The 26,320-nt window shown below is 66.8% G+C and carries 17 protein-coding genes; 7 read left to right on the forward strand and 10 right to left on the reverse strand.

What is annotated here, in order from left to right; translation table 11 throughout:
* Positions 1-15: 15 nt before the first annotated feature.
* Positions 16-150 (forward strand): hypothetical protein, encoded by a 135-nt coding sequence (locus tag BS74_RS12980; RefSeq protein ID WP_281173169.1) that lies wholly within the window; start codon positions 16-18, stop codon positions 148-150.
* On the opposite strand, the gene mfd is transcribed toward BS74_RS12980, so the two are convergent.
* Together mfd and BS74_RS05770 are read right to left on the reverse strand one after the other, a co-directional pair.
* Positions 147-3,092, reverse strand: coding sequence for a transcription-repair coupling factor (mfd, locus tag BS74_RS05765; protein ID WP_038056867.1), 2,946 nt, complete (start codon positions 3,090-3,092; stop codon positions 147-149). The genes BS74_RS12980 and mfd overlap by 4 nt on opposite strands.
* Before the next feature lie 25 nt (positions 3,093-3,117).
* Positions 3,118-3,954: a DegV family protein gene (locus tag BS74_RS05770; RefSeq protein WP_038058924.1), complete on the reverse strand. Its 837-nt coding sequence runs from the start codon at positions 3,952-3,954 to the stop codon at positions 3,118-3,120.
* A 60-nt stretch (positions 3,955-4,014) separates the two neighbouring features.
* Between BS74_RS05770 and BS74_RS05775 the strand changes: the two genes are divergently transcribed.
* From BS74_RS05775 to BS74_RS05785, 3 genes are read left to right on the forward strand one after another with little or no spacing between them, the layout of a single operon-like run.
* Positions 4,015-4,593, forward strand: coding sequence for a pyroglutamyl-peptidase I (locus tag BS74_RS05775; protein ID WP_038056869.1), 579 nt, complete (start codon positions 4,015-4,017; stop codon positions 4,591-4,593).
* Positions 4,590-5,765, forward strand: a complete 1,176-nt coding sequence (locus tag BS74_RS05780) for a lipid-A-disaccharide synthase-related protein (protein WP_038056872.1) — start codon at positions 4,590-4,592, stop codon at positions 5,763-5,765. The genes BS74_RS05775 and BS74_RS05780 overlap by 4 nt, the downstream gene beginning before the upstream one ends.
* A gap of 7 nt (positions 5,766-5,772) precedes the next feature.
* On the forward strand, positions 5,773-6,984 hold the full coding sequence (locus BS74_RS05785) for a glycosyltransferase family 4 protein (RefSeq protein WP_038056875.1): 1,212 nt from the start codon (positions 5,773-5,775) through the stop codon (positions 6,982-6,984).
* Here BS74_RS05785 and BS74_RS05790 read toward each other — a convergent pair.
* The gene (locus BS74_RS05790) at positions 6,923-7,606 is read right to left on the reverse strand and encodes a glycosyltransferase family 2 protein (RefSeq protein WP_038056879.1); all 684 of its coding nucleotides are present in this window, start codon (positions 7,604-7,606) and stop codon (positions 6,923-6,925) included. The genes BS74_RS05785 and BS74_RS05790 overlap by 62 nt on opposite strands.
* Positions 7,607-7,620: 14 nt before the next feature.
* Between BS74_RS05790 and BS74_RS05795 the strand changes: the two genes are divergently transcribed.
* A complete protein-coding gene (locus BS74_RS05795; RefSeq protein ID WP_038056882.1) occupies positions 7,621-8,787 on the forward strand; it encodes an MFS transporter in 1,167 nt (388 codons plus the stop codon).
* Complete coding sequence (locus tag BS74_RS05800) at positions 8,778-9,959, forward strand: polysaccharide deacetylase family protein (RefSeq protein WP_038056884.1); 1,182 nt, start codon at positions 8,778-8,780, stop codon at positions 9,957-9,959. The genes BS74_RS05795 and BS74_RS05800 overlap by 10 nt, the downstream gene beginning before the upstream one ends.
* Here the strand turns inward: BS74_RS05800 and mnmC2 are convergent.
* From mnmC2 to BS74_RS05830, 7 genes are all read right to left on the reverse strand, one after another.
* Positions 9,868-10,521 (reverse strand): tRNA (5-methylaminomethyl-2-thiouridine)(34)-methyltransferase MnmC2, encoded by a 654-nt coding sequence (mnmC2, locus tag BS74_RS05805; RefSeq protein WP_038056885.1) that lies wholly within the window; start codon positions 10,519-10,521, stop codon positions 9,868-9,870. The two genes, BS74_RS05800 and mnmC2, sit on opposite strands and share 92 nt — an antisense overlap.
* On the reverse strand, positions 10,521-13,967 hold the full coding sequence (locus BS74_RS05810; RefSeq protein WP_038056888.1) for a DUF7933 domain-containing protein: 3,447 nt from the start codon (positions 13,965-13,967) through the stop codon (positions 10,521-10,523). The genes mnmC2 and BS74_RS05810 overlap by 1 nt, the downstream gene beginning before the upstream one ends.
* Positions 13,964-19,384 carry a hypothetical protein gene (locus BS74_RS05815; RefSeq protein ID WP_051946777.1) on the reverse strand — a complete coding sequence of 1,807 codons (5,421 nt, stop codon included), beginning with the start codon at positions 19,382-19,384 and terminating at the stop codon, positions 13,964-13,966. Before BS74_RS05815 ends, BS74_RS05810 begins: the two co-directional genes overlap by 4 nt.
* A complete protein-coding gene (locus BS74_RS12415) occupies positions 19,381-19,728 on the reverse strand; it encodes a hypothetical protein (RefSeq protein WP_245606085.1) in 348 nt (115 codons plus the stop codon). Before BS74_RS12415 ends, BS74_RS05815 begins: the two co-directional genes overlap by 4 nt.
* Positions 19,659-22,058, reverse strand: coding sequence for a hypothetical protein (locus tag BS74_RS05820; RefSeq protein WP_245606086.1), 2,400 nt, complete (start codon positions 22,056-22,058; stop codon positions 19,659-19,661). The genes BS74_RS12415 and BS74_RS05820 overlap by 70 nt, the downstream gene beginning before the upstream one ends.
* A gap of 150 nt (positions 22,059-22,208) precedes the next feature.
* A complete protein-coding gene (locus BS74_RS05825; protein WP_038056889.1) occupies positions 22,209-24,851 on the reverse strand; it encodes an NEW3 domain-containing protein in 2,643 nt (880 codons plus the stop codon).
* Between the two features lie 17 nt (positions 24,852-24,868).
* Positions 24,869-25,357 carry a hypothetical protein gene (locus BS74_RS05830; protein WP_038056890.1) on the reverse strand — a complete coding sequence of 163 codons (489 nt, stop codon included), beginning with the start codon at positions 25,355-25,357 and terminating at the stop codon, positions 24,869-24,871.
* 130 nt (positions 25,358-25,487) lie between these two features.
* On the opposite strand from BS74_RS05830, the gene BS74_RS05835 reads away from it, so the two are divergent.
* Positions 25,488-26,231: a DUF554 domain-containing protein gene (locus tag BS74_RS05835; RefSeq protein WP_038056892.1), complete on the forward strand. Its 744-nt coding sequence runs from the start codon at positions 25,488-25,490 to the stop codon at positions 26,229-26,231.
* Positions 26,232-26,320 lie beyond the last annotated feature (89 nt).

Raw genomic sequence — 26,320 nt, forward strand, 5'->3', positions numbered from 1 at the left:
TAGCGGTGGGTGGGGATGGCCCTGGTGAAGACAGGCGGCTTCCGCATTGGGGCCCGGCTGAGCCTAAGCGGGGAAAAGGTGGCCTACACCCTAACCCAAGGGGAGGTAAGCCTCCGCCTGAAGCTCTTCAACCTCATCCCTAACCCCTAGCGGTCGGCGAAGAGGTAAAGGACCTGCATCAGGGCCTCGGGGTACTCCCGGGGCCTTAAACCCTTCTTCTCCAGGCGGAAGCCCGGGGGGTACTGGGTGAGCTCCACCCGGAAGGGAAGTCCCTTCAGGCCTCGAGCGTCGTAGTCCAAGGGCCAGCGGGGAAAGATCACTTGGAGATGGGTGAGGTCCTCGGTGAGGGAAACCGCCCCCTTGCGCTCCGCCACCAGGCGCAGCCGGGCCAGGGCCAGGAAGTTTTCTGCCTCCTCGGGCAGGGGGCCATACCGCTCCTTCAGTTCCCTGGCGATCCGGGAAATCTCCGCCAGGGTCTTGGCCTCCGCCAGGCGGCTATAGTAGCGGCTGCGGCCCTCCAGGCTCGGCACATACTCCGCGGGAAGCCGGGCGGAGAGGGCCAGGTCCAGGGTGACGTGCCGCCTCTCCCCCTTAACCTCCTTAACCTCTCCCTTAAGCTTCCGGATGGCCTCCTCCAGAAGCTCGGTGTAGACCTCCAGGGAGAGGGCCCGGATGTGCCCATGCTGCTCCGGGCCCAGGAGGTTGCCCACGCCCCGGATCTCCATGTCCTTCTCCGCCAGAAGGTGGCCGCTTCCCAGGTCGGAAAGATCGGCGATGGCGCTAAGGCGCCTTTCCGCCGCCTCCGTGAGCCGGGGCGGGTGGAAGAGGTAGGCGTAGGCCTCCTGCTCCCGCCGCCCCACCCGGCCCCGGAGCTGGTACAAGGTGGCCAGGCCCAGGCGGTCGGCCCGCTCAATGAGGATGGTATTGGCCTCGCCCACATCCAGGCCCGACTCAATGATGGTGGTGGCCAAAAGGACGTCGTAGGCTCCCTCGGCGAAGAGGAGCATGGTCTCCTCCACAAGCCCTTCGGGCATCTTGCCGTGCACCACCCCGATCCGGGCCTCGGGCACCAGGTTTTCCAGGTAACGCCTCCTCGCCTCTATGGAGGCCACCCGATCGTGCACGTAGAAGACCCTGCCCCCCCTTTCCAGTTCCTGGAGGATGGCCTCCCGTACCAATAGAGGGTCAAAGGGGGCGAGGAAGGTGCGGATGGGCTTCCGGCCCGGGGGAGGGGTCTTGATGCTGGAAAGATCCTTAAGGCCCACCAGGGCGGAATAGAGGGTACGGGGAATGGGGGTGGCGGAGAGGTAAAGGGTGTCCACCTCGGCCTTCAGCTCCCGGATCCGCTCCTTCTGCGCCACGCCGAAGCGGTGCTCCTCATCCACGATCAAAAGCCCGAGGTCCTTAAACCTCACGTCGGGCTGGAGAAGGCGGTGGGTGCCGATCACGATGTCCACGGTGCCCTCCCGTAGACCCTTTAGGATGGCCTCCTCCTCCTTCTCCGGGGTAAAGCGGGAAAGCACCCCGATGCGCACGGGAAGCCCGGCAAAGCGCTCGCGGAAGGTCTTACCGTGCTGCTCCGCCAGCAGGGTGGTGGGCACCAAGAAGGCCACCTGGGCCCCGTGCCCCACCACGCGGTGGGCGGCCCGGAGGGCGATCTCCGTCTTGCCGAAGCCCACGTCCCCGGAGATGAGCCGGTCCATGGGGAAAGGGGCCTCCAGGTCCCGCAGGACCTCCTCCAAGGCCTGTTTCTGGTCCGGGGTGAGCGGGTGGGGGAAGCCCTTCTCAATAAGAGGGTCCCAGTCCGGCAAGGGGGCGAAGGCCCGGCCCGGGGTGGCCTTGCGCTTGGCCTGAAGGACGAGAAGCCTTGCCGCCAGCTCCTCCACATCCTTCCTGGCCTTTTCCTTAAGCCGTTGCCATTCCCCTTTGCCCAGGGAGGAAAGCTCCGGCGGGTCATCCGTGGTGCCGGGATGGCGTTTGAGAAGGGGGAGCTGCTCCACCGGCAGGTAGAGCTTCCCCTCCCCCTTGTAGCGGAGAACCAGGTAGTCCCGCCTAACGCCCAGCACCTCCCGGGTTTCCAGGCCCAGGTACTGGCCCACGCCGTGCTCCGGGTGGATGAGAAAATCCCCCGGGGCAAGCGCCCCAGGGTCGGCAAGCCCCTCCCCCACCCTCACCCTGGCCCGCACCGCCCCCGTGGCGAAGATCAGGGCCTCGGTCAGCAAAACCTCCTCCCCCCACTCCCCTCCCCCCTCAAAGGCTCCCCGGAAGAGGGAAAGCTGGCCCTTGGGCCCGGGAAAGCGCTCCAGCACCCGGGGTTGGAAGGGGGCAAGCCGCCTTTTCAGGTAGTCCAGGGTGCGCTCGTGGGCCACGAAGAGGCTTACCCGCCTCCCCTCCCCAAGCCACCGGGCCAAGTCCTTTTCCAAGGCCTTAAGGCTTCCCCGGTAGGGGGGAAGGGGACGCACGCCCAAATCCAAGAGGGGAAGCTCCACCCCACCCCCCAAGGCCACCCAGGGCCGCCCCGCAAGAAGCGGCCAGAGCTCCCTAGGGGCCAGGGCCGGGGTGTCCAGGTAGACGGGGCCGGGGAAGTGGAGGATTTTCCTGGAGGTGAACCCCTCCGCCTTTCCCGGCTTGGGCAGGAGGACGTGGCGCCGCCTGGCCTCCCCTGCCACCAAAAGCCTTTCCAGCTCCTCCCCATAGAACTCCAGGCGGACCTCGGGAAACTCCAGCACCCCCCCCAGCACCCGGTAGTCCTCGTCCCGGGCGTACCCCATCCGCAGGAGCCGGTCCAAAAGCTCCCCCCTTGGGTAGCTCCGCCCCACCTCCAGCACCAGGCGCCAGGCAGAAGGGTCCTCGGGGAAAGGGGCGAGCGCCTCCTCGTAGGAGAAGACGAAAAGGGCCCGCTCCTCCCAGGCCTCGAGGCCCGGGTTCACGTACACCGGCACACCCAACGCCCCAAGGTCCCGGTAGCGCCTCAGGCGCTCCTCAGGGACCAAGAGGAGGGCTGGGGGCCGCTCCCGGGCAAAAAGCAAGGCCGCCACCACCTGGGGCAGAGGGAGGCGGTGGCCGTAAAGCCTTTCCAGGGCAACTTCCATGGGCCTGCGGCCCGAAGGCCAAAGCTCATTCTACCGCATAGGCGTGAACCGCCAAAGCCCCAAGGCCCACGTTGGCCGCGATGGTGGCCCCCGAGCGGGTGATGCGGCCCCGCTCCAGGCGGAGGGCGCCTTCCAGGGCCTTTTTCAGCCCCTCCAGCCACTCACCTTTGGCGTCGGTGTGGGCGATGGTGATGCGGGCCGTGCGCCCTCGGAACTCCTCCAGCACCAAGCGGGCCAGCACCTCGGGCACGGCGCTTTCCCGGGCCACCTTGAGGAAGCGGATGTGCCCCTTATCTATGCGCAGGATGGGCCTCAGGCCCAGGAGGTTCCCCACCACCTCGCCAAAGCGGGGCAGGCGGCCGTTCCTGGCCAGGTGGGACAGGTCCGCCACGCTGAAGTAGAGGCTGGAGCGCCTGAGCCTTTCCATCTCCCGCACCACGGCCTCCTCCTCCGCCCCCCGCCGGAGCATCTCCACCGCCCGGAGCACCATGGCCCCAAGCCCCGCGGAAACCATCCCCGAGTCCACCACCCGGATGCGGGTGGGGGCCACCTTCAAGGCGGCCTCCCGCGCCCGCTCCACGGTCTTGGAAAGCTCCCCCGAGACGTGGATGGAAAGCAGGCGGTCGTACACCTGCAGATGGCGCTCGTACACCTCGGCGAAGTCCTCCACCCCCGGGGGCTCGGTCACCGGCTCCGCCCCCGCACGCATGGCCTGGTAAAGGGCATCGGGGGTAAGCTCCTGCCAATCCTTGTACCGGCGGCCCATGAGGTGCACGTAAATGGGCACCAAGCCCACCGCCTCCTCCTGGAGCACCTTAGGGGAAAGGTCCGCCGCGGTGTCGGTCACAAGTCCCAGCTCCACGTTCCCCATCTTAAACCGAGTCAAAGGTCTAGGGGCTATAATGCCCAGCGGGTTTAGACCATGGTCTTGATCACCGGATTTGAACCCTTTGCCGGCATGGGGCACAACCCTTCCGCTGCCCTGCTCGGCCTCTTGCCGGACACGGGGAAAGGGGAGCCCCTCCTGAAGGTGGTGCTCCCCGTGGACGCCCTGGCGCTCGCCCAGGCCCTGGAGGCGCTTTACGCGCGGGGGCCCAGGGCGGTGCTCCACCTGGGCCTGGCGGAGAACCGGCCCCTCATCAGCCTGGAGCGCTTTGCGGTGAACCTCCTAGACTTTGAGCGCCCCGACAACCGGGGAAGGGTGCTGGCGGACATCCCCGTGGTCCCCGGAGGACCCCTGGCCCTCGAGGCCCGCTTTCCCTTGAAGGAGGCCCTTCGCCGCCTGCGGGAAGCCGGGATCCCCGCCAAGCAAAGCCTGTCCGCGGGGAGCTACCTTTGCAACCAGGCCTTCTACCTGTCCCTTTTTCACCTACCCCCGGAGATCCCCGTGGCCTTCATCCACCTTCCCCCTGACGAAACCCTGGCCCTGGAAAGGGGCGGGGCCTACCTTCCCCTCAGGGAACAAGCCCGGGCAGTGTACACTCTGCTGGAACTGCTATGAGGGTTTTGTTCGTGTCCAACGGGCCCACCGAGGACGCCATCGGCGCCCGCATCGCCGCCCAGCTTGGCCACGCCATCTGGGCCCTTCCCCTGGTGGGCCGTGGCAACGCCTACCAGGGGGTGGCTCAAGAGGTCCTAGGACCCAGGAAGGAGATGCCTTCGGGGGGGTTCCTCTTCGGCAGCCTGGCCAACCTTGTGGCCGACCTGAAGGCAGGGTTCCTCTCCATGAGCCTCGCCCAGTGGCAGGCCGCCTGGGCCTTCCAGCCCGACGCCGTGGTGGTGGTGGGGGACGCCTATGCCCTCAGCGTGGGGGTTCTGGCCGCCCGGGGCAAACCCCTGTACCACGTGAACCCCTTGGTTTCCGCGCACTACCTGGAGGCTGTTCGTCCCTTAGAGCTCCTTCTGGACTGGGGGGGAAGCGACTTCACCCCCTACGAGCGCCTCCTCCACCGCAAGGCCCAAGCGGTGTTCGTACGGGACGAACCTAGCCTCAGGCGGCTTCGCCGCCTGGGCGTCCCCCACGCTTACTGGTACGGAAGCTTTGCCATGGACCTCCTACCCCCACCGGAGCGGGACCTCGCTCCCTGGGTGGGTGAGGAACCCCTCCTGGCCCTGCTCCCAGGCACCAGGGGCGACGAGGCCTTCAGCCTTCCCCTCATGCTGGAGGCCGCTTTACGGCTTCCCCTCATCCCGGCGGTGGCCTGGGCCAAGGGATGGGAGGCGCTTCCCCCCCTGCCGGGCTGGCAAAGCCAAGAGGTTGCCCCTGAGGCCTTGCGGCTGGAAAGGGACGGCAAGACCGCCTGGGTCTTCCGAGGGGCCTTCTCCGCCATCCTCCACCGAAGCCGCCTGGCCCTGGCCACCGCGGGCACGGCCACGGAGCAGGCGGCAGGCTTAGGGGTTCCCGCGGTAGCCTTCCCCACCCCCGGCCCCCAGTTCACCCGAGCCTTCGCCTCCAGGCAGAAACGCCTCCTCGGGGAGGCGCTCCATCTCACGGAGGCCCAGCCCGACCAGGTGGCGGCCGCCGCCCAACGCCTGCTGCAGAACGAGGACCTCTACGCCCGAGCCAGCCTAGCCGGAAGGGAGCGCATAGGCCCCCCTGGGGGCATACAGGGAGCGGCCCGCCATATCCGGGAGGACCTGCACCGCATAGGTTCGTTCCATGCGGTATGCTAAGCCCCGCATGCGCCTCTACCGCGTAGGCCTCTTCACCGACGTCTACTTTCCCAACCCCAACGGGGTGACCACCAGCGTTTACCTGCTCCTAAGGGAGCTTCGGCGAATGGGGCACGAGGCCTGGGTGGTGGCTCCCCACCACCCGGAAGCTCCTGAACGGGAGGAGGGGGTGGTCCGGGTCCCCTCCGTGGCCTACCCCTTCTATGAGGGGCAGCAAATCGCCCTACCCTCTTCGCGCCACCTGCCCACGGAGTTTGAGCTGATCCACACCCACACCCCCCTCACCCTGGGGGTCTGGGGGCTAAGGATCGCCCGGAGCAAGGGCCTGCCCCACGTCTCCACCTTCCACACCCATTACGAGAAGTACGCCCACTACGTCCCAGGGCTGGCCATACTGGACAAGTACACGGGCATCATCCCTAGGCTGGCCAAGGCCTTTTACAACCGGGTGGAGGTGGTCATCGCCCCCACGGAGCCCGTGAAGCGGCTGGCAGAGGGCTACGGCATTGAGCGCCCCATCCGGGTCATCCCCACGGGGATCGATAACCGCCTCCTGGAAGAGGCCCCCCTCCCCTCCCCCTCCCCCTGGCCCGAGGGCAAGCGTCGCCTCATCACCGTGGGGCGCCTGGGGAAGGAGAAGTCCTTTGACGTGGTGCTGAAGGCGGTGGCGGAACTGGCCAAGGAACAGGACGTCTTCCTGGTGCACATCGGGGAGGGTCCGGAGCTCCACCCCCTCGAGCGCCTGGCCAGGGAGCTGGGCATCGCCGAGCGGGTGCGCTTCCTGGGTCCTGTGCCCTACAAGGAGATCGGGGGCTACTACCGCCTGGCCGAGCTTTTCCTCTTCGCCAGCGAAACGGAAACCCAAGGGCTCGTGATCTGGGAGGCCCAGGCCATGGGGGTGCCGGTGGTGGCCGTGGGGGCGGAAGGGGTGCTGGAGGGGGTGGAGGACGGGAGGACGGGGTACCTGGTGCCCCCCGGGGACTTTAAAGCCTTGGCGGACAAGGCCTCGGACCTTTTGCGGGACGAGGAAAAGCGGCAGCGCTTCAGCCTCCAGGCCCGCGCCTGGGCCTTGGAGCGCTCGGCGGAGCGCATCGCGGAAAGGATCGTGGCCGTCTACGACGAGGCGGGCGAGATCCTGCGGGTGGAGCCGAAGAGGCTCATCTTCCCCTTCCCCCGTCTTCCCCGAAATAGCCTCGAGGATCGCCCAGGAGGTTTCTGAACTGCCGTAGGAGAAACCTCCCCCACCCCCCCTTGAGCCTACGGGCCGAGGTGAGGACCAAGGCCCGGGGCACATAGCGTACCGGGCCTTGCCCGAGGAGCTTCCATCCCAAAAGCACGTCCTCCCGGGCCTCCACCTGGGGAAACCCCCCCACCCGCAGGGCTGCCTCCTTGAGCACCATCATGTTGGCCCCGGCCAGGTTGGGCCGCCCAAAGAGGGCCATGAGGTGGAGGAAGGCGCGGTAGCCCCACTCCGAAAGCAGGGCCTCCCCGGCGGAAACCCCATAGAAGCGCAAGGGGCCGTACAGGGCCACCGCCCCCTGCGCCTTTTCCGCCAGGGCCTCGAGCCAGCCGGGGATGGGCAGGGAGTCGGCATCGGTCATGGCCACCCACTCCCCCCGGGCGGCCAGAAGCCCCGCCTGGCGGGCGTGGGCCACCCCCTTCTTGGCGCAGTGCACCACCCGTACCCCATAGGCCTCCGCCACCTCCCGGGTGCGGTCGGTGGAAGCGTTGTCCACCACGATCACCTCAAAGGGGGGAAGGGTCTGTTGCAAAACCGCCTGCAAGGCGCCAGGCAACAGGGCTTCCTCGTTGTGGGCAGGGATCACCACGCTGATGCGCACGGGTATACTTTAGCGTGTTTCGTTTTCTCCCGTGGGCCAAGGAGGGGCTTTCCGTCTTCCTCCGCCTGGTCCTAGCCGTGGGGCTTATGGAGGGGGTACGGAGCGGCTTCTTCGCTGGCCTCCTCCCCTTCTACGCCCCGGAGCACCTGGGGCTCGGGCCTACCACCTTCACCTTGGCCTTTACCTTCCACCAGCTCTCCGAGAACCTTTCCAAGACCTTTGGCGGGCTTCTGGCGGAAAGGGTGGGGTTTGGACGCACGGTAAGCCTGGCTGCCCTGATCGGCTTCCTCACCCTCCTCCTTACCCCCATGGCCCATGCCGGCTGGGTCCTATGGGGGCTCGCCGTCCTCTGGGGGCTTAGCATGTCCACCTTGTACCCCGGGCTCATGACCCTGGCCAGCCGCATCGCCGTTCCCGGACGGGAGGCCAGGGCCCTATCCTTTACCCTGACCTTGGTGATGCCCTGGGTGGGCATCGGCCTCGTGGGGGTGGGGCAGGTGGCCCAGAAGGACTCGGAAACGGCCCTCACCCTCCTCATCCTGGCCCAGGGTTTGGTCCTGCTCCTCGCCCTTAGCCTTTTCCCGTTCCGCATCCCGATCCCCAAGACGGCACGGGAACCCTACCCCTTCCACCGGCTTCTTCTCTTCCTCCCCGCCGCCTTCGGCCAAACCTTCGCCCCCGCCTTGGTCTCCCTCTTCATCTTGCGCTTTGCCAAGGAGGAGCTGGGCCTCGAGCCCATCGCCCTAGGAGGGCTCCTCCTCTTGGGCGGGGGCCTCGCCTTTGGCCTCCTGCCCCTTACCGGCCGGCAGGTGGACCGGCGGGGCTACCGCTTTGCCCTGGTGAGCGGCCTTCTCCTCCTGGCCTTGGTGATGGCGCACCTGGCCTTCGCCACGAGCCCCTGGGAGCTTTTGTGGCTCGCCGCCCTGGGCGGCCTTGGCTTCAGCCTTTTCCTACCCGGCTGGAATGGCTTCCTGGCCAAAAACCTGCCCCAGGAAAACCGGGCCGCCATCTGGGGCGGGCTGATGACCGTGGAGGGGCTGGGGGTGGCCTTGGGGCCTGCGGTGGGAGGGCTCCTTTGGGAGACCTTCGGCATAAGGGCCCCCTTGCTTTTCGGTAGCGCCATCTTCCTTGCGCTTAGCCTCTTTTACGCCGCCCTCTTCTGGAGAATGCGATGGAACTGATCCTGGGCCTAATCCTCCTCCTCTATGGGGTCTCGGACCTCCTCTTCCGCTTTTTGGGCCTTGGGGCCTACGCCCACGCCTCGAGGCGCACCCCCAAGGTGGCCCTCACCTTTGACGACGGCCCCTCGGAGAGGACCGAAGCCCTCCTGGACCTCCTAAGGCGGCACGGGGTCAAGGCCACCTTCTTCCTCACCGGGGAGAGGGCCCGGGCCCGGCCCGACCTGGTGGAGGCCCTAAGGCGGGAGGGGCACCAGGTGGAGGACCACGGGGAGTGGCACCAGGCCTGGAAACTCTTCCTGCCCTGGCTGGAGTGGGCGCACATGCGCCGGAACCCGGGGCGCTACTACCGCCCGCCCCATGGGCTTCACACGCCCTTCACCCGGCTTTTCGCTCGCCTGCTGGGCAAGCGCATCGCCCTATGGGACTTGGAAAGCAAGGACTGGCTGGACCTTCCCCCCGAGGCCTTGGCGGAAAGGCTCCTTTACTACCTGCGCCCTGGGTCCATCGTCCTCCTGCACGACGGCCCCGAGCGCACCCTTAGGCTTTTGGAACTGGCCTTGCCGCGGATGCTGGCCCTGGGCTACCGGCCGGTGACCCTGGAGGACCTCGCCCCCCGGCCCCTCACGCCCCGGCTGGCCCTCATCCGGGGCCTGCAAGGCCTCGAGGAGCGCTACAACCAGGCCCACGGGGTGGAGCGGGCGGGCTACGGCCCCTTTGACCTCTTCCGCGTGGAGAAAAAGCCCTTCCCCGGCCCCGACCTTCCGGGTCTACCCAGGGGCACCCCCGCCCTGGAACTCCACCTGGAAAGCCCCCGGGTCATGGAGCTCTCCACCTCGGAGACCATCCGGCAGGTAAGGGAAAGCCTGAAGAAGGTGGCCGCCCGGGTGGCCGAAGACCCTGAGGTGCGCCTGGTCTACGGCTACAGCTACCTGGCCCAGGGGGCCAGGCTCTTCGGCTTCCAAACCTCACCCCTGCCCCCTTGGCCCAGGCTTGTGGCTACCCTGGCCAGCGCCTGGTTCCTTTGGCTGTACCGCGGGGAGCTCCTGAGGTGGGACCGGGCCTGGGCCCAACTGGGCTACCTCAGCCGCGAGGAGCTCCTAAGGCGATTCCCACCGTCCACTCCCGCTTCCCCACCCCCGGCACCCGGTGCAGGGCAAACCCCGCCTCCTTGAGGGCCCGGCGGAAGGCCCCCTGAGCGGAGTAGGTGGCAAGCCTCCCCAAGGGCCGGGTGGCCCCGAAAAGCCTCCGGAGCACGGGGAGGCTCCAGGGTTCGGGGTTCACCCGGGGGCTGAAGGGGTCCAGGTAGACCGCCGTGGCCCAGCGCCGGGGAAGCGGGGCCTCCCGCACGTCCCCGAAAACCACCCAAAGCTCCCCCCAGGGGCCCGAGAAGCGCTCCCTAGGCCAAAGCCTTAGAAGCCCCTCAAAAACCTCCTCCGCCAAGGGGAGGGGAAGGCGGACCTTGGCCAGGAGCTCCGGGGAAAGGGGCTCCCTTTCCACCGCCAGGTACCGGAGGCGCACGCCCCGGCTCAGGGCGCTTTCCAGGGTCACCCGGAAGTTCACCCCAAGCCCCAGGCCCACCTCGAGGACCCGCGGGGCGGGGTGCAGGTGGGTGAGGGTCTTCTCCAGGTAGAGCCTGCGGGCCTGGAGAAGCGCCCCCTGCCGGGGATGGTAGGCCTCCCCGTAGCCGGGATGAAAAAGGGTCGGCGTGCCGTCTTGGGTGAAGGCAAGCCGCATCAGCGCACCTTTACCCGGTAGCACACCTCCCCCGACTCCCCTGGCCCCACACTGCCCACCTCCACCCTCACCAGGCCGCCTGCCATCTCCCCGGCATCATCCCCCGTCTGGGCGGTAAGGTACTGGGTGGCACCCGCATGGGTCCAGCGGATGGCCTTGCCCCCGTAGTCGGCCACGCTGGTGAGGGGGTCGGTGAAGAAGGGCACGGGGTCGGAAAGGGTGAAGAGGCCAACGGGCTGGGTTCCCAGGTTGCGGTAGGCGATGCAGTACTCCAGCACATCCCCAGGCTTTCCCTGCCCCGTGGCGGCAAAGGGGGTGTTCTGGGTCACGTTGCGCACCCGTTTTTCCAGGCGGACCTCACCCCCCGTCACCTGCACGGTGTCCGTGAGGGAGTCAGGCTCCTGGACCCCGGGGTTCCCACTCCACGCAAGCCTGGCCTCCACGAGGGCGATATCCGTGGCCCCCATGGGCTCCCCCGCCGGCACCAGGACCCGCACCTCCACCCGGCAGGCCTTCAGGCTGCCCTCGGGCTCCCGGGGCCAAGAACCCCCCACAGGGAAGGTGTAAGGCAAGGAGGTCCAGTCCTCCCCTGGGCCAAAGCTACCGTCGCAGTCCCCATCCACCCGGACCTGGTAGGTGTAGCGGGGAGTGGGTGGGGAGGCCAGGTCCAGGGTGACGTCCCCAAGGGTGCCCGGGCGGTACCAGTGGCTGAAGGTGTACACCCCGGGGGAAGAGGTCTGTCCGGAGCCATCGGGATAGAAGCGGCTATCCCCGACCACCCCGAAGTTCCGCTCCCTAACCCCACCCGCCAGGGAAGAGGCCGGGCCCAGGGAAACCGTGGCCCCAGGGGAGTTGGGGGCCGTGGCCGCCTGCCAGCTTGCCACCTTTGTGGCCGTGCTCCCGTCGTTGTAACCCGTGGCCGGGCGCAGGGGATGGGTGAGGGTAACGGTGCCCCAGCTGGCCGGGAGGTAGAGGCGGTAGTAGCCCGTCCCGTCCGTGAGGGTGATGCGGGTGTTGGTGCCGTCCGTGGCCCGCACCTCCACATTCCCCACCCCCGGCTCCCCGCCGTTTTGCCAGGCGTCGTTGGCCGTGCCCCCGCCCAGCCCGTGGTCCCAGAACACCCGGCCTTGCACCACTGACCCGTGGAAGAGGCCGAAGAGGAGATCTGAGGTATTGCCGCTCACCGTGAGGGAAAGGCTGCCCGTGGGGGGGTTCACGAAAAGCCAGCCAGAGGGCGGGGTGGGCACGGTGTCGCCCACGTCGTTGTTGTCGTCTACCAACAGAAGGTAACTGCCCGGAGCCACCCCCTGGAACTGGAAGGTCCCCGTGCCAGGGTCCACCTGGGCCACGGCCACCACCACACTCCCCTGGACCAGCTTCACCCACACCGTGGTCCCGGTCTGCCAGTCCTCCCCAGGGTCCCGCATACCGTTTGGTTGCGTGTCGTGGTAGAGATAACCGGTCACGGCATAACCTGTCACGCTGAGGACAGCGGAAGCTGGGCTTTGACTGTTCCCCAGATCTGTTTGCAAAGCCCCCGCAGGCAAGGTGTTGGTATAGGTGCCGGGAGCGTTGGAAGTTACCTCTACCGTGAGGGTACACGCACCGCCCGCAGGTATTTGAGCCCCACTATGAAGGGTAATGGTTCCACTCCCCGGGTTAGCGGTTAGAACGCCTCCGGGGCAGGTGGTGGAGGCGTTGGCGGGGTTCGCCACCACCAGCCCATTGGGCAGCTGGTCCACCAAGTCAGCGGTGAGGGTGGCCGGATAGTTGTTGGGGTTGCTCAGGGTGAGGGTCAAGACACTGACACCTCCCACCGCAATGGTATCCGGGGAGAAAGCCTTGGAAAGGCTGGGTGGCTGAGGGGGCTCCACGGTCACGCTCACCTGGGCCTGGGCCGTCTGGCTGTAGCTGGTGCCCAAGGTAAGGCTGTTGTAGTCCACCCGCGCAGTGTTGAGGATATTTTGCCCGGCAGCACTGGGAAGCACCTGAACCCGGAAACGCACCTCGGCCCCTTGACTAGGCAAGAAGACGCCACCTTGGCTGGCATTCGCCCCAGTCCCCAACCGGAAGCGCACGCAAGGAGGACTGCCGGAAAGCTCGGGACAGGATGGGCTGTACTCCGCTATGTCGTCCCCGCTTTGGTCTGTCATGCCCCCCGTGGGAGCCCCAGGAGCGTTCTGCACCACCTGTAGGCTTCCAGGAACGTACTGGGTTCCGGCGGGGAGGGGATCCAGCACCGTCACGTTTGTGGCGCCGTCAGTGCCCGTATTGGTGAAGCTTATGGTGTATTCCAGGATGTCACCCACGGAAACCTGCCCACCGTTCAAGTCGTTTGCGTTCTTAGTAAAAGTGGTGATTAGATCGGGCAAGTACAGATCCACGGCGAAGGTTAGCACCGCGGGAAAGAAGGCATCTCCTTGGGAGTAAAACTCCAGGTTGGCCGAGGTTGCCCCGTTCGGAATCTTCCCTGTGGCGTCAACCCGGTCCACATCAATTCCAAGCTGGTTCAAAAAGTCCGGGCTTTTGTTCGTAAAGCGCACTTCCAAATCAGATACGGAGCTATTGAAAAAATTGTTAGAGGGGTTCTGGCTGTCGCTGAGGGCAGACCCATTGACCCTTAGCTGATCCCCCGTAATACCCCCATCCCCTTCAAAGGCCACCGCTCCTAGGCGCGCGGTGACAGGGCCCACAAGGGGGGTCAGGAAACCAGAAGGTGTAATCGTTGCAGAAGGGAACCCCTCGAGTGACGATACAACTGCTAAGCCATCGTATACAACAAGATTCTTGAAGGTGGCGCTGGGGCTTCTGTACACCACCACCAGGCTCCACCCCGCGTAGTAGCCCAAGAGGTCATTCCCCGTTTGGGCCCGAATCCCACCCACCCAGTAGGTACCGACCCCGGAAGTGCGCACAATGGATGTGACGTCGGCAAAGGCCACGTAAGGACGATAGGTGTTGTTACCGCTGACAAAGTTAGTAGTAATCGTGCCAAGCACTGTGCCTGTAATGGTTTGGTACAGACTACTTCCGGGAGCTTTCAGGTATATGGTGTTTCTACCCGCATCATTCTCCCTTGCCCGAGCACCCCAGTACAAACCAGCCCACAACACCTCGGCATCGGAGGGAAGGGTCAGGGTTGCCGAGCTTGATCCACCCCTGCCAGAGGGCCAAGTAGGGTTTGCTGGATCCGCATTAACGAAAATCATCCGGCGATTGGGGTCAAATTGACCACCGGAGATTGCTGTGTTATTTGAGTTGGGGTTCCCCATCCAGTTTGTATCACAACTGGTAAAGGGCCATGCCGACATACACATCAAGGTGTTGCCAATGAGGAGAATATCCCCCCGCTCGTTCACTGGGCCGAATCTTGGCTGAAAGGGCGTTACCACTTGGCCAAGCGCGAGGCTCAAAGGAGCCAACAAGGCAAACATCCAGCGCTTCATCGGCTACCTCCAAAGAAGTCCAGGCGCAGGTAAAGACCCTCAGGTTGCAGGAGGGTCTCCCCGAAGCTGTAGCCCAGATTGACCCAGAGGCCTTCCAGCACCCGGAGGCTTCCCTCCACGCTGTAGGCCAGCCGATCCCCACCGGTCCTAGGCTGGAACAGGTAGTAAAGGGCCCCGCCCAGGCCCAAGGTGCGCCCCAGGTAGAGGTTGCCCCCCAAGGAGACCTGGTAGGTGTTGGCCAAGGCGTCTTGGGGCTTGATGCGGTAGGCGAAGCCGGGGCGGATTTGGAAGGCGGGCTGATGGTAGGCCAGGGCCAGCTCCCCCTCCCAAAGGGGCTCCGCCTCGGCCAGGAAGCGGTGGTAGGTGAGGAGGTTCCATTCGGGGGCGAAGAGGGCGTAGGCCACGCTGAAGCGGCCCTTGCCCTCCAGGGGGCGGTAGAGGAAGTCCGCGGCAAGGGTGTTCTCCTGGTCAAGGCTTCCCGCCACCCCACCCTTCAAGACCAGCTTGGCTTCCTCCTCTAAGGAGACCTCGCCCCCAAGGGTAGCGGAGAGGGCTTTGGTCTGGTACCGGGCGGCCAGGCCGAAGGCGGTGAGGCCCTGGCCGGTGTTCAGGTTCCTCTCCAGCCCTGCGGTGAGGTTCAGGCTGAGGGTGTCCGTGAGGGGCCAGGGGGCTTCCAGCCCAAAGCGGGCCCGGTTGCCCTCCCCGCTTGCGGTGGGGAGCTGGTAGGAAAGGGCCAGGTTGGCACCTGCCAGCTTCTGCCGAAGGCCCAAGGTGCCCGAGAGGCCCTCGCCCCAGGTGTAGAGAAGGCCGGCCTCCAGGGATAGGTTGGGGTCCAGGGGCAAGGTGGCGTCCAGGCGGCTTAGGGCCTTGCCGAACCCAAACGCCTGGGTGTGGGTGAGGAGGGCCTTGGCCCCGCCTTCTTCATACCCTGCCCGGCCCAGGAAGGCCCAGGCGTTTTCCGTCCAGAGGTAACCCAGGCCCGCCCCCACGGTGAAGGGCTTAGGCCGGTACTCCAGAAGCAGGGCGGTCTGGGCAGGGGTGGCATGCTCCAGGGCCACCCCCAGGGGAACCCCCTCCTCCTCGTAGGCCAGGCGGGCCTGGCCCTGGACCCCGGCCAGGCCCTGGGACAGGTCTTCCGTGCGCAGGTCCCCCTTGAGGCGGAAAGCCCCAAGCCGGGCCTCGGCGCCAAAGGCCAGCCGGAAGCGGTCCTCGGCGTAGCCGAGGCTAAGCCCTAAGCGGTCGGCCCCTTGGGCATAACCCGCCTCCAGGCCATACCGCCAAGCCCCTAGGTAGGCCGCGGAAACCCCAAAGCGGACCCCCCCCTCCTCATGAGTGGCGCTCAACCCATAGGCCAGGAGGTCCCGCGGGGCGGAAAGGGGGGCGTACTCCGCCAGGAGGTACACGGGGGCCAGGCCCGGGGTGGTGGGGAAAAGGGGCCTAGAAAGCTGGAGGTTCCCCAACTCGTCCACCACGAAGTCCTTCCCTTCCACGAGCCTGGTCTCCTTGGCCCCTTCCACCAGGAGGAGGCTTAGGGTACCGGGTTTGGCCGGCTGGGAGAGGCGGTAATAGGAGGTGCCGTCCGGAAGGATGCGCTCCTGCACCCTCTCCCTGGGCAGAAGCCCCAGGAAGGCCTGAAGCTGGGTAGCCCCCCGGGTGGAGAAGCGCAAGGCGGTGGCCTCCGGGAGGCCAGCCCCCAGGGGCGCCCGCTCGTAGGTGATGGAGAAGGCCTCCTGGTCGTAGCGGAAGGCGATGGGGTCATCGGAGGTCAGGGGGCGCTGGGCCTCGGTGGCCGCCCCGGTGATGGGGAACCGCTCCAAGGAAGGCTTGGTGGCGAGCCCGCCGGCGGTGTCCAGGGCCAGCTGCCCCCGGCCCTCCAGCAGGGGGCCCTCCGCGTAGGCCCGGGCCAGGCCGAAGAGGCGGGGGGCCTCGAGGCTAAAGCCGCTTTGCATGTTCCCCAGGACCACCCCCACGCTTCCCTGGGCCAACCAAAGCCCTTCCTGCCCCTCGCCGGCGAAGAAGCGCGCTTGGGCCTGGATACGGTTGAACTCCGCCCGCACGCCGAACTCCCGGGGAGCGGGGAGGGGCTTGAGGAGGAGCTCGGCCCGGCCGTCCTTGAGGAGGATCTGGTAGCCGGAGATGTCCAGGAAGGCGTCAGGGTTGAGGGGCTCCAGGTCGGTTTCCAGGGTGAGGGGACCGAAGCCCGCGGGAAGGCCGTTCTCGTCCAGGGCCTCCACCAAGACCTTGATGGGGGTGCGGCCATCCACCTTGGCCTCCAGGAGGGAGAGCCTGAGGCGCACGGGGTTCCCCGCCCGGAAGACCTCCACCCGGTCCTGGGCCACCCCCGCCACCTCCAAGACGTTCCTGCCCACCCGAAGGGGGACCCCGTAGTACTCCAGGCGTTGCCAGCCGCGGCCCTCATCCAGCTCGGCCTTGCCCAGGCGCTCCTTGCCCACCTCCTCCCCGTTCACCCGCAGGGTGAGGGGACCCAAGGGCCCCTCCAGGACCACGGTGATGGCGTCCCGCTCCCGGAAAACCTGGCCGTCCCTGGGCTCGCGGATCACCCCCACCCGGTGCACGCTGAGGGGCTTGGCCTTGCGGTAGGCCTCGAGGCTGGCCGTGCCTTGGAGCGCCACCTCCCTCCCCCCGGCGATCAGGGTGAGCCCCGGCGCCCCCAAGGGGGGAAGGGCCCTCTCGTGGCGCAGAAGGAGGCGCACCTCCCCTTCCTGGCTAAAGGGCAACCTCCAGTAAAGGACCTCTTTGCCGTTTTCCGAGTAGACGAGGGGGTCCTCGAGGGGGAGGCCCGAGAGCTGGGCGCTACCCGGCACGTAGGTGGCCCCTTCGGGAAGGGGCAGGGCCACCAGGAGCCCCTCCCCTTGGGGGGCCTCCACCCGGTAGGGCAAGCGCACCTCGGAAAGCCGCTCGGGCACCAAGAGGGGCAGGCCCGCCAGGCTGGCCTCAGCAGGGAAGGCCGCGGGGGTTTCCCCAAGGAAGGCGCTGGCCCGGTTCAGGTGGACCCCGGTGGGCACCGCCTTCACCGGAAGCTCAAAGGTACGGCTTTCCCCAGCCTCCAGGGGAAGCTCCATGTCCAGGCCCTCCATGGGAAGGCCCTTGGCCGGGGTGTCCAGAAGGCGGACGCGCACCGCATGGTCCGCGGGGTTGCTGACCGTGAGGAAGAAGGTGGCCTCGCCGCCCTCCAGCACCCGATCCGGCCGGGCCTCCTTCTTCAGGGCGAGGAGGACCCGGGCCAAGGCCACCTCCGCGGTTAGCCTCTCCCCTCTAGCCTCCAAGACCGCCTGGCAAACCCCCTCCGCCTCCGGGCCGAAGCGCACCCGGGCGGAGTAGGTGTGCACCCTTTCGCCCCCAGGAGGGAGAACCCCCTCAAAGCGGGCCTCATTGGGTTCCAAGAAGTCTGGGCAGACGTCCCTCAGGACGTAGGGCATGGGCGCCTCCCCCAGGTTGCGCACCACCAGGCGGTGCTGCACCTCCTCCCCGGGCAGGTAGCGGCGGAAGCGGAGCTCCCGGGCGAGGTCGGGTTTGGGCAAGAGCACCTCCACGGAGGCCTCGGCCCGGTACAGGGCCTCGCCCTCCGGGGAAAGGAGCTCCGCCCGGTTCACCAAGACGCCTTCCCCCGTAGCCTTGAAGGCCACCTCGTAGCTTCGGCCTTGGCGGGCCTCGAGGCGCACCGTCTGGTCCAAGCCCTGGCCAACAAGCCCCGGCCCACCCAGGTCCCGTAGCCGCACCACCCCTGCCTCATCCCCCTCGTTCACCACCGTGAGGCGGAAGCGGGCCTCCTCCCCCTGGGCCACCTTGGAGGTAAGGGCCTCCTTCTTGAGGGTGAAGCTGGCCTTGCGGTAAAACTCCACGCTTCCCGAGGCCCTCAGGCCGTAAGGCTCAAGCCTCCCCTGCACCGCGTAGGTGCCCGCGGGGCCCTTGGCCTCCACCACCAGCTCCAGGGGACGCCCCTGGGCCAAAGGCCCGGTTATGCGGGTAGGGCCAAGGGGCTCCAGCTCCGGGGGAAGCTCCAGGAGGAGTTCTGCGGGAAGCAGGCCAGGATAAGGGGTGGTGGCCCTCAGGACCAGGCGCGCCGCATCCCCTTGGGGGTGGCGCTGGGTTTCCGGGGTCAGGGAGAGCTCCACCCGGGGACGGAGGCGGAAAACCGCCACCGCCCGGCCCCCAGGGAGGAGGCGAACTTCCTTCGGGCCCTCCACGGAAGCCCCCTCCGCCCAAGCCCTCAGGGGATAAACCCCCGGAGGGAGGGAAAAGAGGGCCTGGCCCACCACCCTCCGGGCCTCCTGCCCCACCTCCACCTGAGCCTCCCCGGGCCGCTCCTCGCCCGGAAGGTCCAGGATGACCTGGACCTGGAGCTCGGCCCTGGGCGGCTCCACCACGTACACCACCTCGCCCCCAGGGCAACCTATCCGCCAACGCTCACCCTCCGGGATCACAGCGCCCCTCGTCCGCACCTCCAGAACCCGGTATCCCGCAGGCAGGTCCAAAAGGACAAGGCCGGACTGGGAAACGCTGGGGTTTAGGGGCAAGGTGTTCCCCTGGGGATCCTCCACCCGGACCTCCCGGGGACCAGGAGGAACGGCTTCCAGGTAGGTCTCCCCAACCCGCACGCAGGCCCCCACCCTAAGGGCCAGGGTGTTGGAGTACTGCTTGGCCAAAGGGGGTTGGGTAAAGAGGAAGCGGTATAGCCCGGGAAGCCGCAGGGTGTACTCCGCCCACTCCCGATCCCCCGAAACCTTCCGGTCCACCGCCCGGCCATCGGGTTCCACCACCCGGGAAAGGAGCTCCTCGGGTCCGTCTTCATCGTAGAAGGCCAGGGTTAAGGGTACCTCCTTGGCCAGAAGGGAGAAAAGCTCCACAAACTGGCCTCGCTCCCCAGGCAGCTGGCGGAAGGTGGGGCTTGCGCCATAGCGCACGTCCACCACCTGGATCTGCCCGTCCAGGTAGGGGGTAAACCCCTGCGATCGGATAAGGAAGGCATTCTTCCCCAAGCCCTCCATCCGAGTCCTAAGGAGAAGGGGCTCTCCGGTCAAGGGGCCCTCAAAGAAGACCACCTCCCGGTGCGGCTCCACGCCAAACTCCATCTCCTTGAGGAGCTTGGAACCTTGGTAGAGCTGGAAGACCGTGCGGATCGTCCCCAAACCACGGTCGTACCGCTCATCCCCAAGCTCCGCCTTCCCCTTCAGGGCGCTGCGGTAATCCTCAGGGTCCAGGCCCGGGGAGTAAAGGACGATCCGGCCCGTTTGCGCCTGGGGTACCAGCCAGATTTCAAAACCCTCGAGCTCCCACCCCAGGTCCAGGCCCACCACCGTGGCCTTCAGGGTCAGCTCGCCTTGAGCATGGCCCGCCGGGGAAAAAAGGAGAACTAGGGCAAACCAAAGGGGGATCAACCTGGAAAAGAGCCTCATGGGTACCTCCAGCGCACCTCGGGATCGGTCAGGAAGGCCTCGTTCAACTCATAGGTCAGGACCTCCTCCCCTTGGAAGGCGGGGAAGTGGAAGGCCTTCTCCCCACCTTGGGGCAGGGGATCGGTGAGGGTTAGGTCGGGGAGGCTTTCGTCGCTTCTAAGCCTCAGTTCCACCAGGAGCTTCCCGTTAACCTCCAGGATGCGTTTTTCCACCCGGAAAGGCCCCAGGCTCAAGGTGGTGGAGCGCAGGGCCCGGATGAGCCCCTTGGGCGGTTTCAAGGGGAAGTCCACCACCGTGGCCCCTTGCACCACCACCCGCTTGCGGTACCCCTCCCCGAGGTCCATGGGAAGGGGTACGGGGGGAAGGGGGCGGAGGCGGGGTCCAGCATCACCTGATGGAGGCCGGAAAGGCCGCGGAAGGCGTACCGCCCGGAGGCATCCGTGAGGGCTTGCACCCCGTTGGCCAGCAAGACCCGGGCGTTAGGGAGGGGGATGTCCCCAGGGCCGAAGCGCCCATCCTCGTCCAGGTCCAGGAAGACCCGGCCCAACAGCACCCCCTCAAGGGCAAAGGGACCGGGCCGTTGCAGGGCTAGGGCCTGGGCCTTCCCGCTGGCCGTGGCCGCCCCGTTTTCGCTTACCCCCAGGGCTTGGGCGGTGTTGACCAGCTCCTTGGGCGCCCCGGGCAGGAGGCGGAGTTTGTAGATGAGGCAGAGCCTGCCCTTTCCCCCAAGGGGAAGGTTTTCCCAGATGAGCTGGCCGCCTTCCACCCGGGGCTCCAGGGCCTCCCCTTCCCCTTCGCACCCAGGCAAGACCCGGGCCGTGCCCGGCTCGTAGCGGGTCCCAGGGGGAGGGGTGTCGGTGATGCGCACCGTAAGGCCTGCCGCAGAGGGGTTCTCCAGGATGAGGCGATAGGTAAGAAGGTCCCCCACCACGGCCTCCTTGGGGGTCACCTCCTTCTTCAAGAGCAGGTTCACGCTGAAAACGGGGTGCCTTGTGGTGTTGGAGAGGATGGGGTTGGGGGTTTCCCGGGACTTGAAGGAGAAGGCGTTCTCCACGAGGGTATCGTCGGGGACCGCGGCCCGCACCCTCACCCTCAGGGTGAGGACCGTATCCCCTTGGGGTAGCGCATCCAGGTGCCAGACCACCCTGTGCCCCCCGGGGTCGTAAACCCCCCCGTGGGAGGCGGAAACGAACTCCACGTGGGGGCTTAGGGCATCCTCCACCACCCCTTGGGTGAGGGGGGCAAAGCCGTTAGACACCCGCAGGGTGTAGGTGATCTCCTCCCCCACCCTTAGGGTGGTTCCCGAAGGGGGATCTGCCTCCTTGAAGAGGCTCAAGGCCCCAGCGGGCGCCACCTGCACGGCGTCCACCGTGGCGTTCCTGGCCCCGGTGCCCCTGGAAACGGCCACCAGCCGCACCTGGAAGGCACCGGCGTCAGGAAAGAGGTAGCACACCTGGAAGTCCACCTGCTCCCCAGGACCCAAGACCAGGGGCTGGGCCAGGGGGGCGCCGTCCATCCCCACCAGCGAGTAGCCCACCCCTGCGGGAAGGCCCTCCAGAAGGAGGTCATAGGCATCCTGCACCGTGCCGGCGTTCTCGAGGGTGTGGGGGAAGCAAAGGGGTTGCCCCGCCAAGCCCAGGCCTTGTTGCTGGTCGTCCGCGGAGCCTTCCCCACCGGGAAGGGCCCGGGGGTTGCGGAAGGGGCCCAGGTGGTGCTGGTACAAGGGAAGTACCTCTAAGGTGGCCCTTCCCTCCGCCGGGCCCCCAGGCCCCTCCGCCCGGGCCAGGTTTTCCACCCGCCCCGGAGGCGTACCGGGGGGCACCCGCAGGCGGAAGGTCAGGGTGGCCTCCTCCCCCACCAAAAGCCGGTCCAGCACCAGGCGAATCCCCTTCACCCCCGGGGGTTCGCTTGGGCTCCAACCGACACCGTCGGAGTACTCCACCCGGCCCTTAGGGGCCTGGGCCGTGCCGGGGACAAAGGGCAGGGGGAGGGGCTCATCGGTAAGGATCACGTTCAGGGCCGTGGCCGTTCCCAGGTTGCGCACCCGTAGGCGAACCGTGACCTCCTCCCCGGGCAAGGCCCTCGGGGGCATCTCCTTCTCCACCGCCAGGGCTGGCCCGGAGGTAAGGGTAAGGCGGGCATAGTTGTCGGCGTCCTCCCGTCCGTCGGGGCAGCGGGCCACGGGGGTAAGGAGCAGGGTGCCCGTGGCGGCGGCCGGGGCTTTTACGGCCAAGACCAGGCGGAGGGTTTCTCCCATGGCCAAGGTGGCCTGGGCTAAAGGGGTGGCGGTATCGGGAAGGCCATCCGCGTCCTGGTCAGGGAACAGGGCCACCGCCTCCGGCTCCCAGTCCCGGGGGCCTAGGGCATGCCCCAAGGAGAAGGTAAAGGTGGCGTTCCCGGCATTGGTTAGCGCGTAGGGCAGGTAGGCGTACCCCCCAGGGCTTATGCCCGCCTCTTGGCCGGGAAGCACGGGGGTGCCGTTTGGGGTAAGGGAGGGAAGGCAGAGGGGGCGGACCACGGTCTCCGCCACGTTGGAAAGGTAGCGCTCAGGACCCACCCAGGCCGCGGCTTGGTTGCGGATCACCGTGCCGGCAGGGGTCATGGCCAAGCCCAAGGTGGGGAGGCTAAGCAGCATTCCCAGGACTAAGGTTTTCAGCCTTTTTGCCACCCTCACCTTCTCTACCTCCTTCACCCCTCTCCTCTGCCTCCATCCTCCGCGCACGCTGTCAAAAACGCGTTAAAAAGCCTCTGAAAATTCTTCTCTTTTTTTCCGCCCCCCCTTAGGGGGCCCCGCCCCGGGAAGCCCCGGGGCGGGGGTCAAGGGCTACCGCACCTGCACCTGGAAGGTGATGACGATGCTGGCCGCAGGGGGCATGACGTCGGCGTCGGTGATGGTGTTATCGCCGTTCGTGTCCACCGCCACGTAGAGGCTTCCACCCGCGGGCAAGGAAGTGGGGGGCGTGGGGCTCCAGGTGGTGCCGTCCGTGGAGTAGAGCACCTTGGCCCCGGCGGGGAAGCCCGAGATGGTGGCGGAGGCGCTCACGAAGTCCGTGTAGGCGGGCAGGGGGTCCGTGACGATGACCTTCTTCAGGTCACCCGTGCCGATGTTGGTGGCGGTGATGGTGTAGGTGAGGGTCTCGCCGGGGTAAGCGGTGGCCTTATCCACCGTCTTCTCCAGCCTGAGCTCCCCGCCCACCACCGTGGTGGTCTCGGTGGCAGAGTCGGAGGCCGAACCCGCACCCACCGCACAGCTGGCCGACACGGTGTTCACGTCCACCCGGCCGATGGGCTCGCCCGCGGGCACCTGAACCCGGACGTAGATGGTGGCGGTACCGCCGTTGGGGCCCACGTTTACGTTATTCAAGGAGCTAGACCAGTTGGCGCCATCGGTGGAGTACTGGTAGACCCAGCCGTAGGCCCCGCCACTACCAGAGATGGTGCAGGTCGCCGGAGCGTTGGAGTTGTTGATCAGGGTGTGGGTGTACACCAGGGTGCCCGGGCTGGTTACGGTGCCCTGGCGGTCAGGATCCAAGGCCACTTGGGCCACCAGGTTCACGGTGACCGTGCTGGAGACGGTGTCAGAGATGTTGGGATCGCTGGTGCTGGTGGCGGTGAAGCTCACGTTCTGCGTACCAGGCGCCGCCCCTTGCGGCACGCTGACCGCGGCCACGAAGCACTTCTTCTCGTCAGGGTTCACCGGGCCCACGTTGGTCACGGGGGCGCCATCAGGGGTGCCGTCGCAGTTCGTGTCGGGGTAGAAGACCACGCTCCAACCGGAGGGCACGTTGGCGCTCAGGTTGTAGGTGTCGGGGTTCTTACCGGTGTTGGTGAGCTCCAAGGGGAAGTAGACGGTCTGGCCGGGGTTGGCGGATTGGCCTGCGGGGTTGTCGTTTCCGGCGTTGCCGTCGTTAGAGTACCCTTTGGCTGCCAGGTCCACCGCGTAGCCCGGCAGGATGTCCACCAGCTTATCCGTGGTGACGTCCGACTTGCTGGGGTCGTTCACGCTGGTGGCCTTAAGTTCCACCGTGTAGGTGGTGTTGGGTCCGTCCACAGGGGACTCGTAGTAGTTAGCGGGAAGCTGGCACTTCACCACCACGTTCTGGGTAGCCCCAGGGGCCAAGGGACCAATGGGGCCCGAGATGGGGGTGATGCCGTCCGCGGCGTAGATGGCGCAGGTGGTCCCCAGAGGGAAGGTGAACTCCGGCGAGGTGAGGGTGAGGGTGAGGGTGAAGCTGTCGGGGGCGTTGCCGCCGTTACGCACCACGTTGGTGAAGCTCACCGTCCCGCCGGCATAGGCGCTAGGCACGGTCTGGGTCTCGTTGCCCAGGGTCACCGTCCCGGGGTAGCCCACCACGGGCTGGTAGGTGGCGGCCACGGTGTTGGTGGTGGTGTTGGTCTGAATGGTTTCCCCGGGATCGTTGGCGTCGCCATCCCCGTTGGCGTCAAACCGCACCGTGGCGGCGTTGGGGTAGCTCGTCCCCGCAGGGGCGTTGGCAGGAACCTGAGCCTGGAAGCTGAAGCTGTACTGGGCCCCTTGCGGGAAGAAGGCGCCGGTACCCTCAATCAGCATGCCGATCTTCTTGGTGCCGTCGCCGGTGATGGGAAGCAGGCTGGAGTTGAGGGTCACCCAGCTGGTGCCATCGTAGTAGACGTAGCGGATGCTTCCAGCCCCCGCAGAGCCCGTGGGCATGGCGCTCACCTTAAGGCCGCTCGGAATGGTGTCCTCAATGAGGATGCCCGTCTTGGACGTGCCGTCCACGGTGACGGGAATCCCGTAAGCGGCGCTACCCCCTGTGTTGCTGCCGGAGATGGTGTAGGTGATGGTGCCGCCCGGCTGGACGCTCCCGGAGGGGCTAGCCGCCTTGAAGGCGGTGAAGGCAGCGGCGGTGGTGACGCTGGCGCGGGCCCAGTTGTCGTTGTCCTGGACGCTGGGATTCCCGCTGGAGGTGCCCGCCAGGTTGAGGTTGCCGTACTGGCCGTTTTGCGCCGAGGAGGGCACCGTGGCCGCCACGATCACGCAGGCCGAGGCGTCCGCGGCCAGGGTGACGCTGGTGATGGGGGATTCGCCCGCGTCTACGTTGCCGTTGCAGTTGGGGTCCAGGTAGATCTGGATGTTGGTAAGGTCAAAGTTATCGCCCGTCCCCTGGACGGTGCTCAGGTTGATGGTGTCGGTGCCGTTTCCGGTGTTGGTGACGGTGTACTGGAAGAGCACCTGCCCGCCGGGAAGGGCGCTTCGGACCTGGCCCGGGTTGGTCTCGGTGCCGTTTGGCGTGATGGTAAAGCTGTAGACCTGTTGGACGATGGTGGTGACCAGGTTGGACGTGGTGGTCCTGGGCTGGCCGGCAGAGTCAATGTAGCTGGCGCTGGCCTGGTTTTGGATGGCGGTGCCCGCCGGGGTACCCGCGGCCAAGACCAGTCCCATGGCCAGGACCAGGAGCAAGACCAAAAGCCTTTCTATTCCCTTCATGCTCTAACCTCCTTGCTTTACTTCACTGCTGTGCGCAGGGAAACCTGAACCTTGGTCCCCTTGGGTACCTCAGGGACAACCCACCTTGCGTGCGTGTACTCTTCGGGCTTTACCTCTACCTCCTTTTCCACCTCCTTTCCGTTTTCCACCACCCGGACCCGCTTTTTGAGGGGCGGGAAGCCGAAGGTCTTCCCCCCATCAAAGCTGAACTCCGGGCGGACGGTAACCGAGCCGAGGACCAAGGGCTTGGCGCTTCCTTCCAAGTAAAAGGTTTCCTTGGGGATGGGAATCACCAAGACCACCTGCCGCAGGGTGCCCTGGGAGCGGTTTTCTGCCACCAGGCGCCACTCCAGAACATCCCCCGGCTTGACGCTTAAGGGGTTCTCCTCGTAGACCTCCTTGCCCTCCACCACCTGGACCCGGTACGGCCTAAGGTCCAGGCTGAGGGCCTGGGCCAAGGCCAGGACCAGGGCCAAGAACGCGAGGACTACCGACGCTTTGCGCATACCCACCTCCCTGTTGCCAAGATGCCAACACCCTGTGAAAACGGTGTGAAAGAAGCTATCCCTTATATGGGTTCACTTTCTCAAAGGCAAAGGCCCCCACAAGTGCCGGAGCTTGGGTAGAATGCCTTGCATGGAGCCGAGCCTTCTGGAAAAGCTCTCCGGCACCCTGGCAAACGCCCTCACGGTAACCCTGGGAACAGCCCTGGGCCTGGCCCTGCGGGGAAGGCTTCCCGAAGGCATGGCCCGCATCATGGTCCAGGGGGTGGGGCTCACCACCCTCTTCATCGGGCTTTCCATGGCGGGGGCCTTGGGCAAGGCCAAGGGGGGGGCACTGGACGGGGTGGTTTTGGGGCTCGTGGCCTTGGTCCTGGGGGGGATCGTGGGGGAGTGGTGGCGGGTGGAGGAGGGCCTCGAGGGCCTGGGGGAGAAGATCAAGCGGGCGGTGAGGGGCGGGGGAAGCTTCACCGAAGGCTTCGTGGCGGCCAGCCTCCTCTTCTGCGTGGGCCCCATGACCCTTTTGGGGTCCATCCAGAACGGCCTCACGGGGGATGCCAGCCTGCTTCTCCTCAAGGCCACCCTGGACGGCCTCTCCGCCATCGCCCTCACCAGCTCCTTCGGGGTGGGGGTGGGCTTCAGCGTGCTGGTGATCCTCCTCTACCAAGGGGGGGTGGCGCTCCTGGCCGGCACCCTGGCCCAAGCCCTACCGGACCCTGGAACGGACCCCCGGGTCCTCCTGGTGACGGGGGTGGGGGGGCTCATGGTCCTGGGGGTGGGGATCAACCTCCTGGGCCTCAGCAAGGTGCGGGTGGGCTCCTTTCTCCCCGCCCTCCTCCTGGCCCCCTTGGTCTGGGCCCTGGCCGAATGGCTCTCCTAAGCACCCCCTCGAGGCGTGCGCCCCAGAAAAACCTGGGGCAGGGCCTTTGTTCGCCCCCTAGGGGTCCTGGGCGAAGGCCCTTGCGGCAA

It is taken from the genome of Thermus amyloliquefaciens, from assembly GCF_000744885.1.
Classification (GTDB): domain Bacteria; phylum Deinococcota; class Deinococci; order Deinococcales; family Thermaceae; genus Thermus; species Thermus amyloliquefaciens.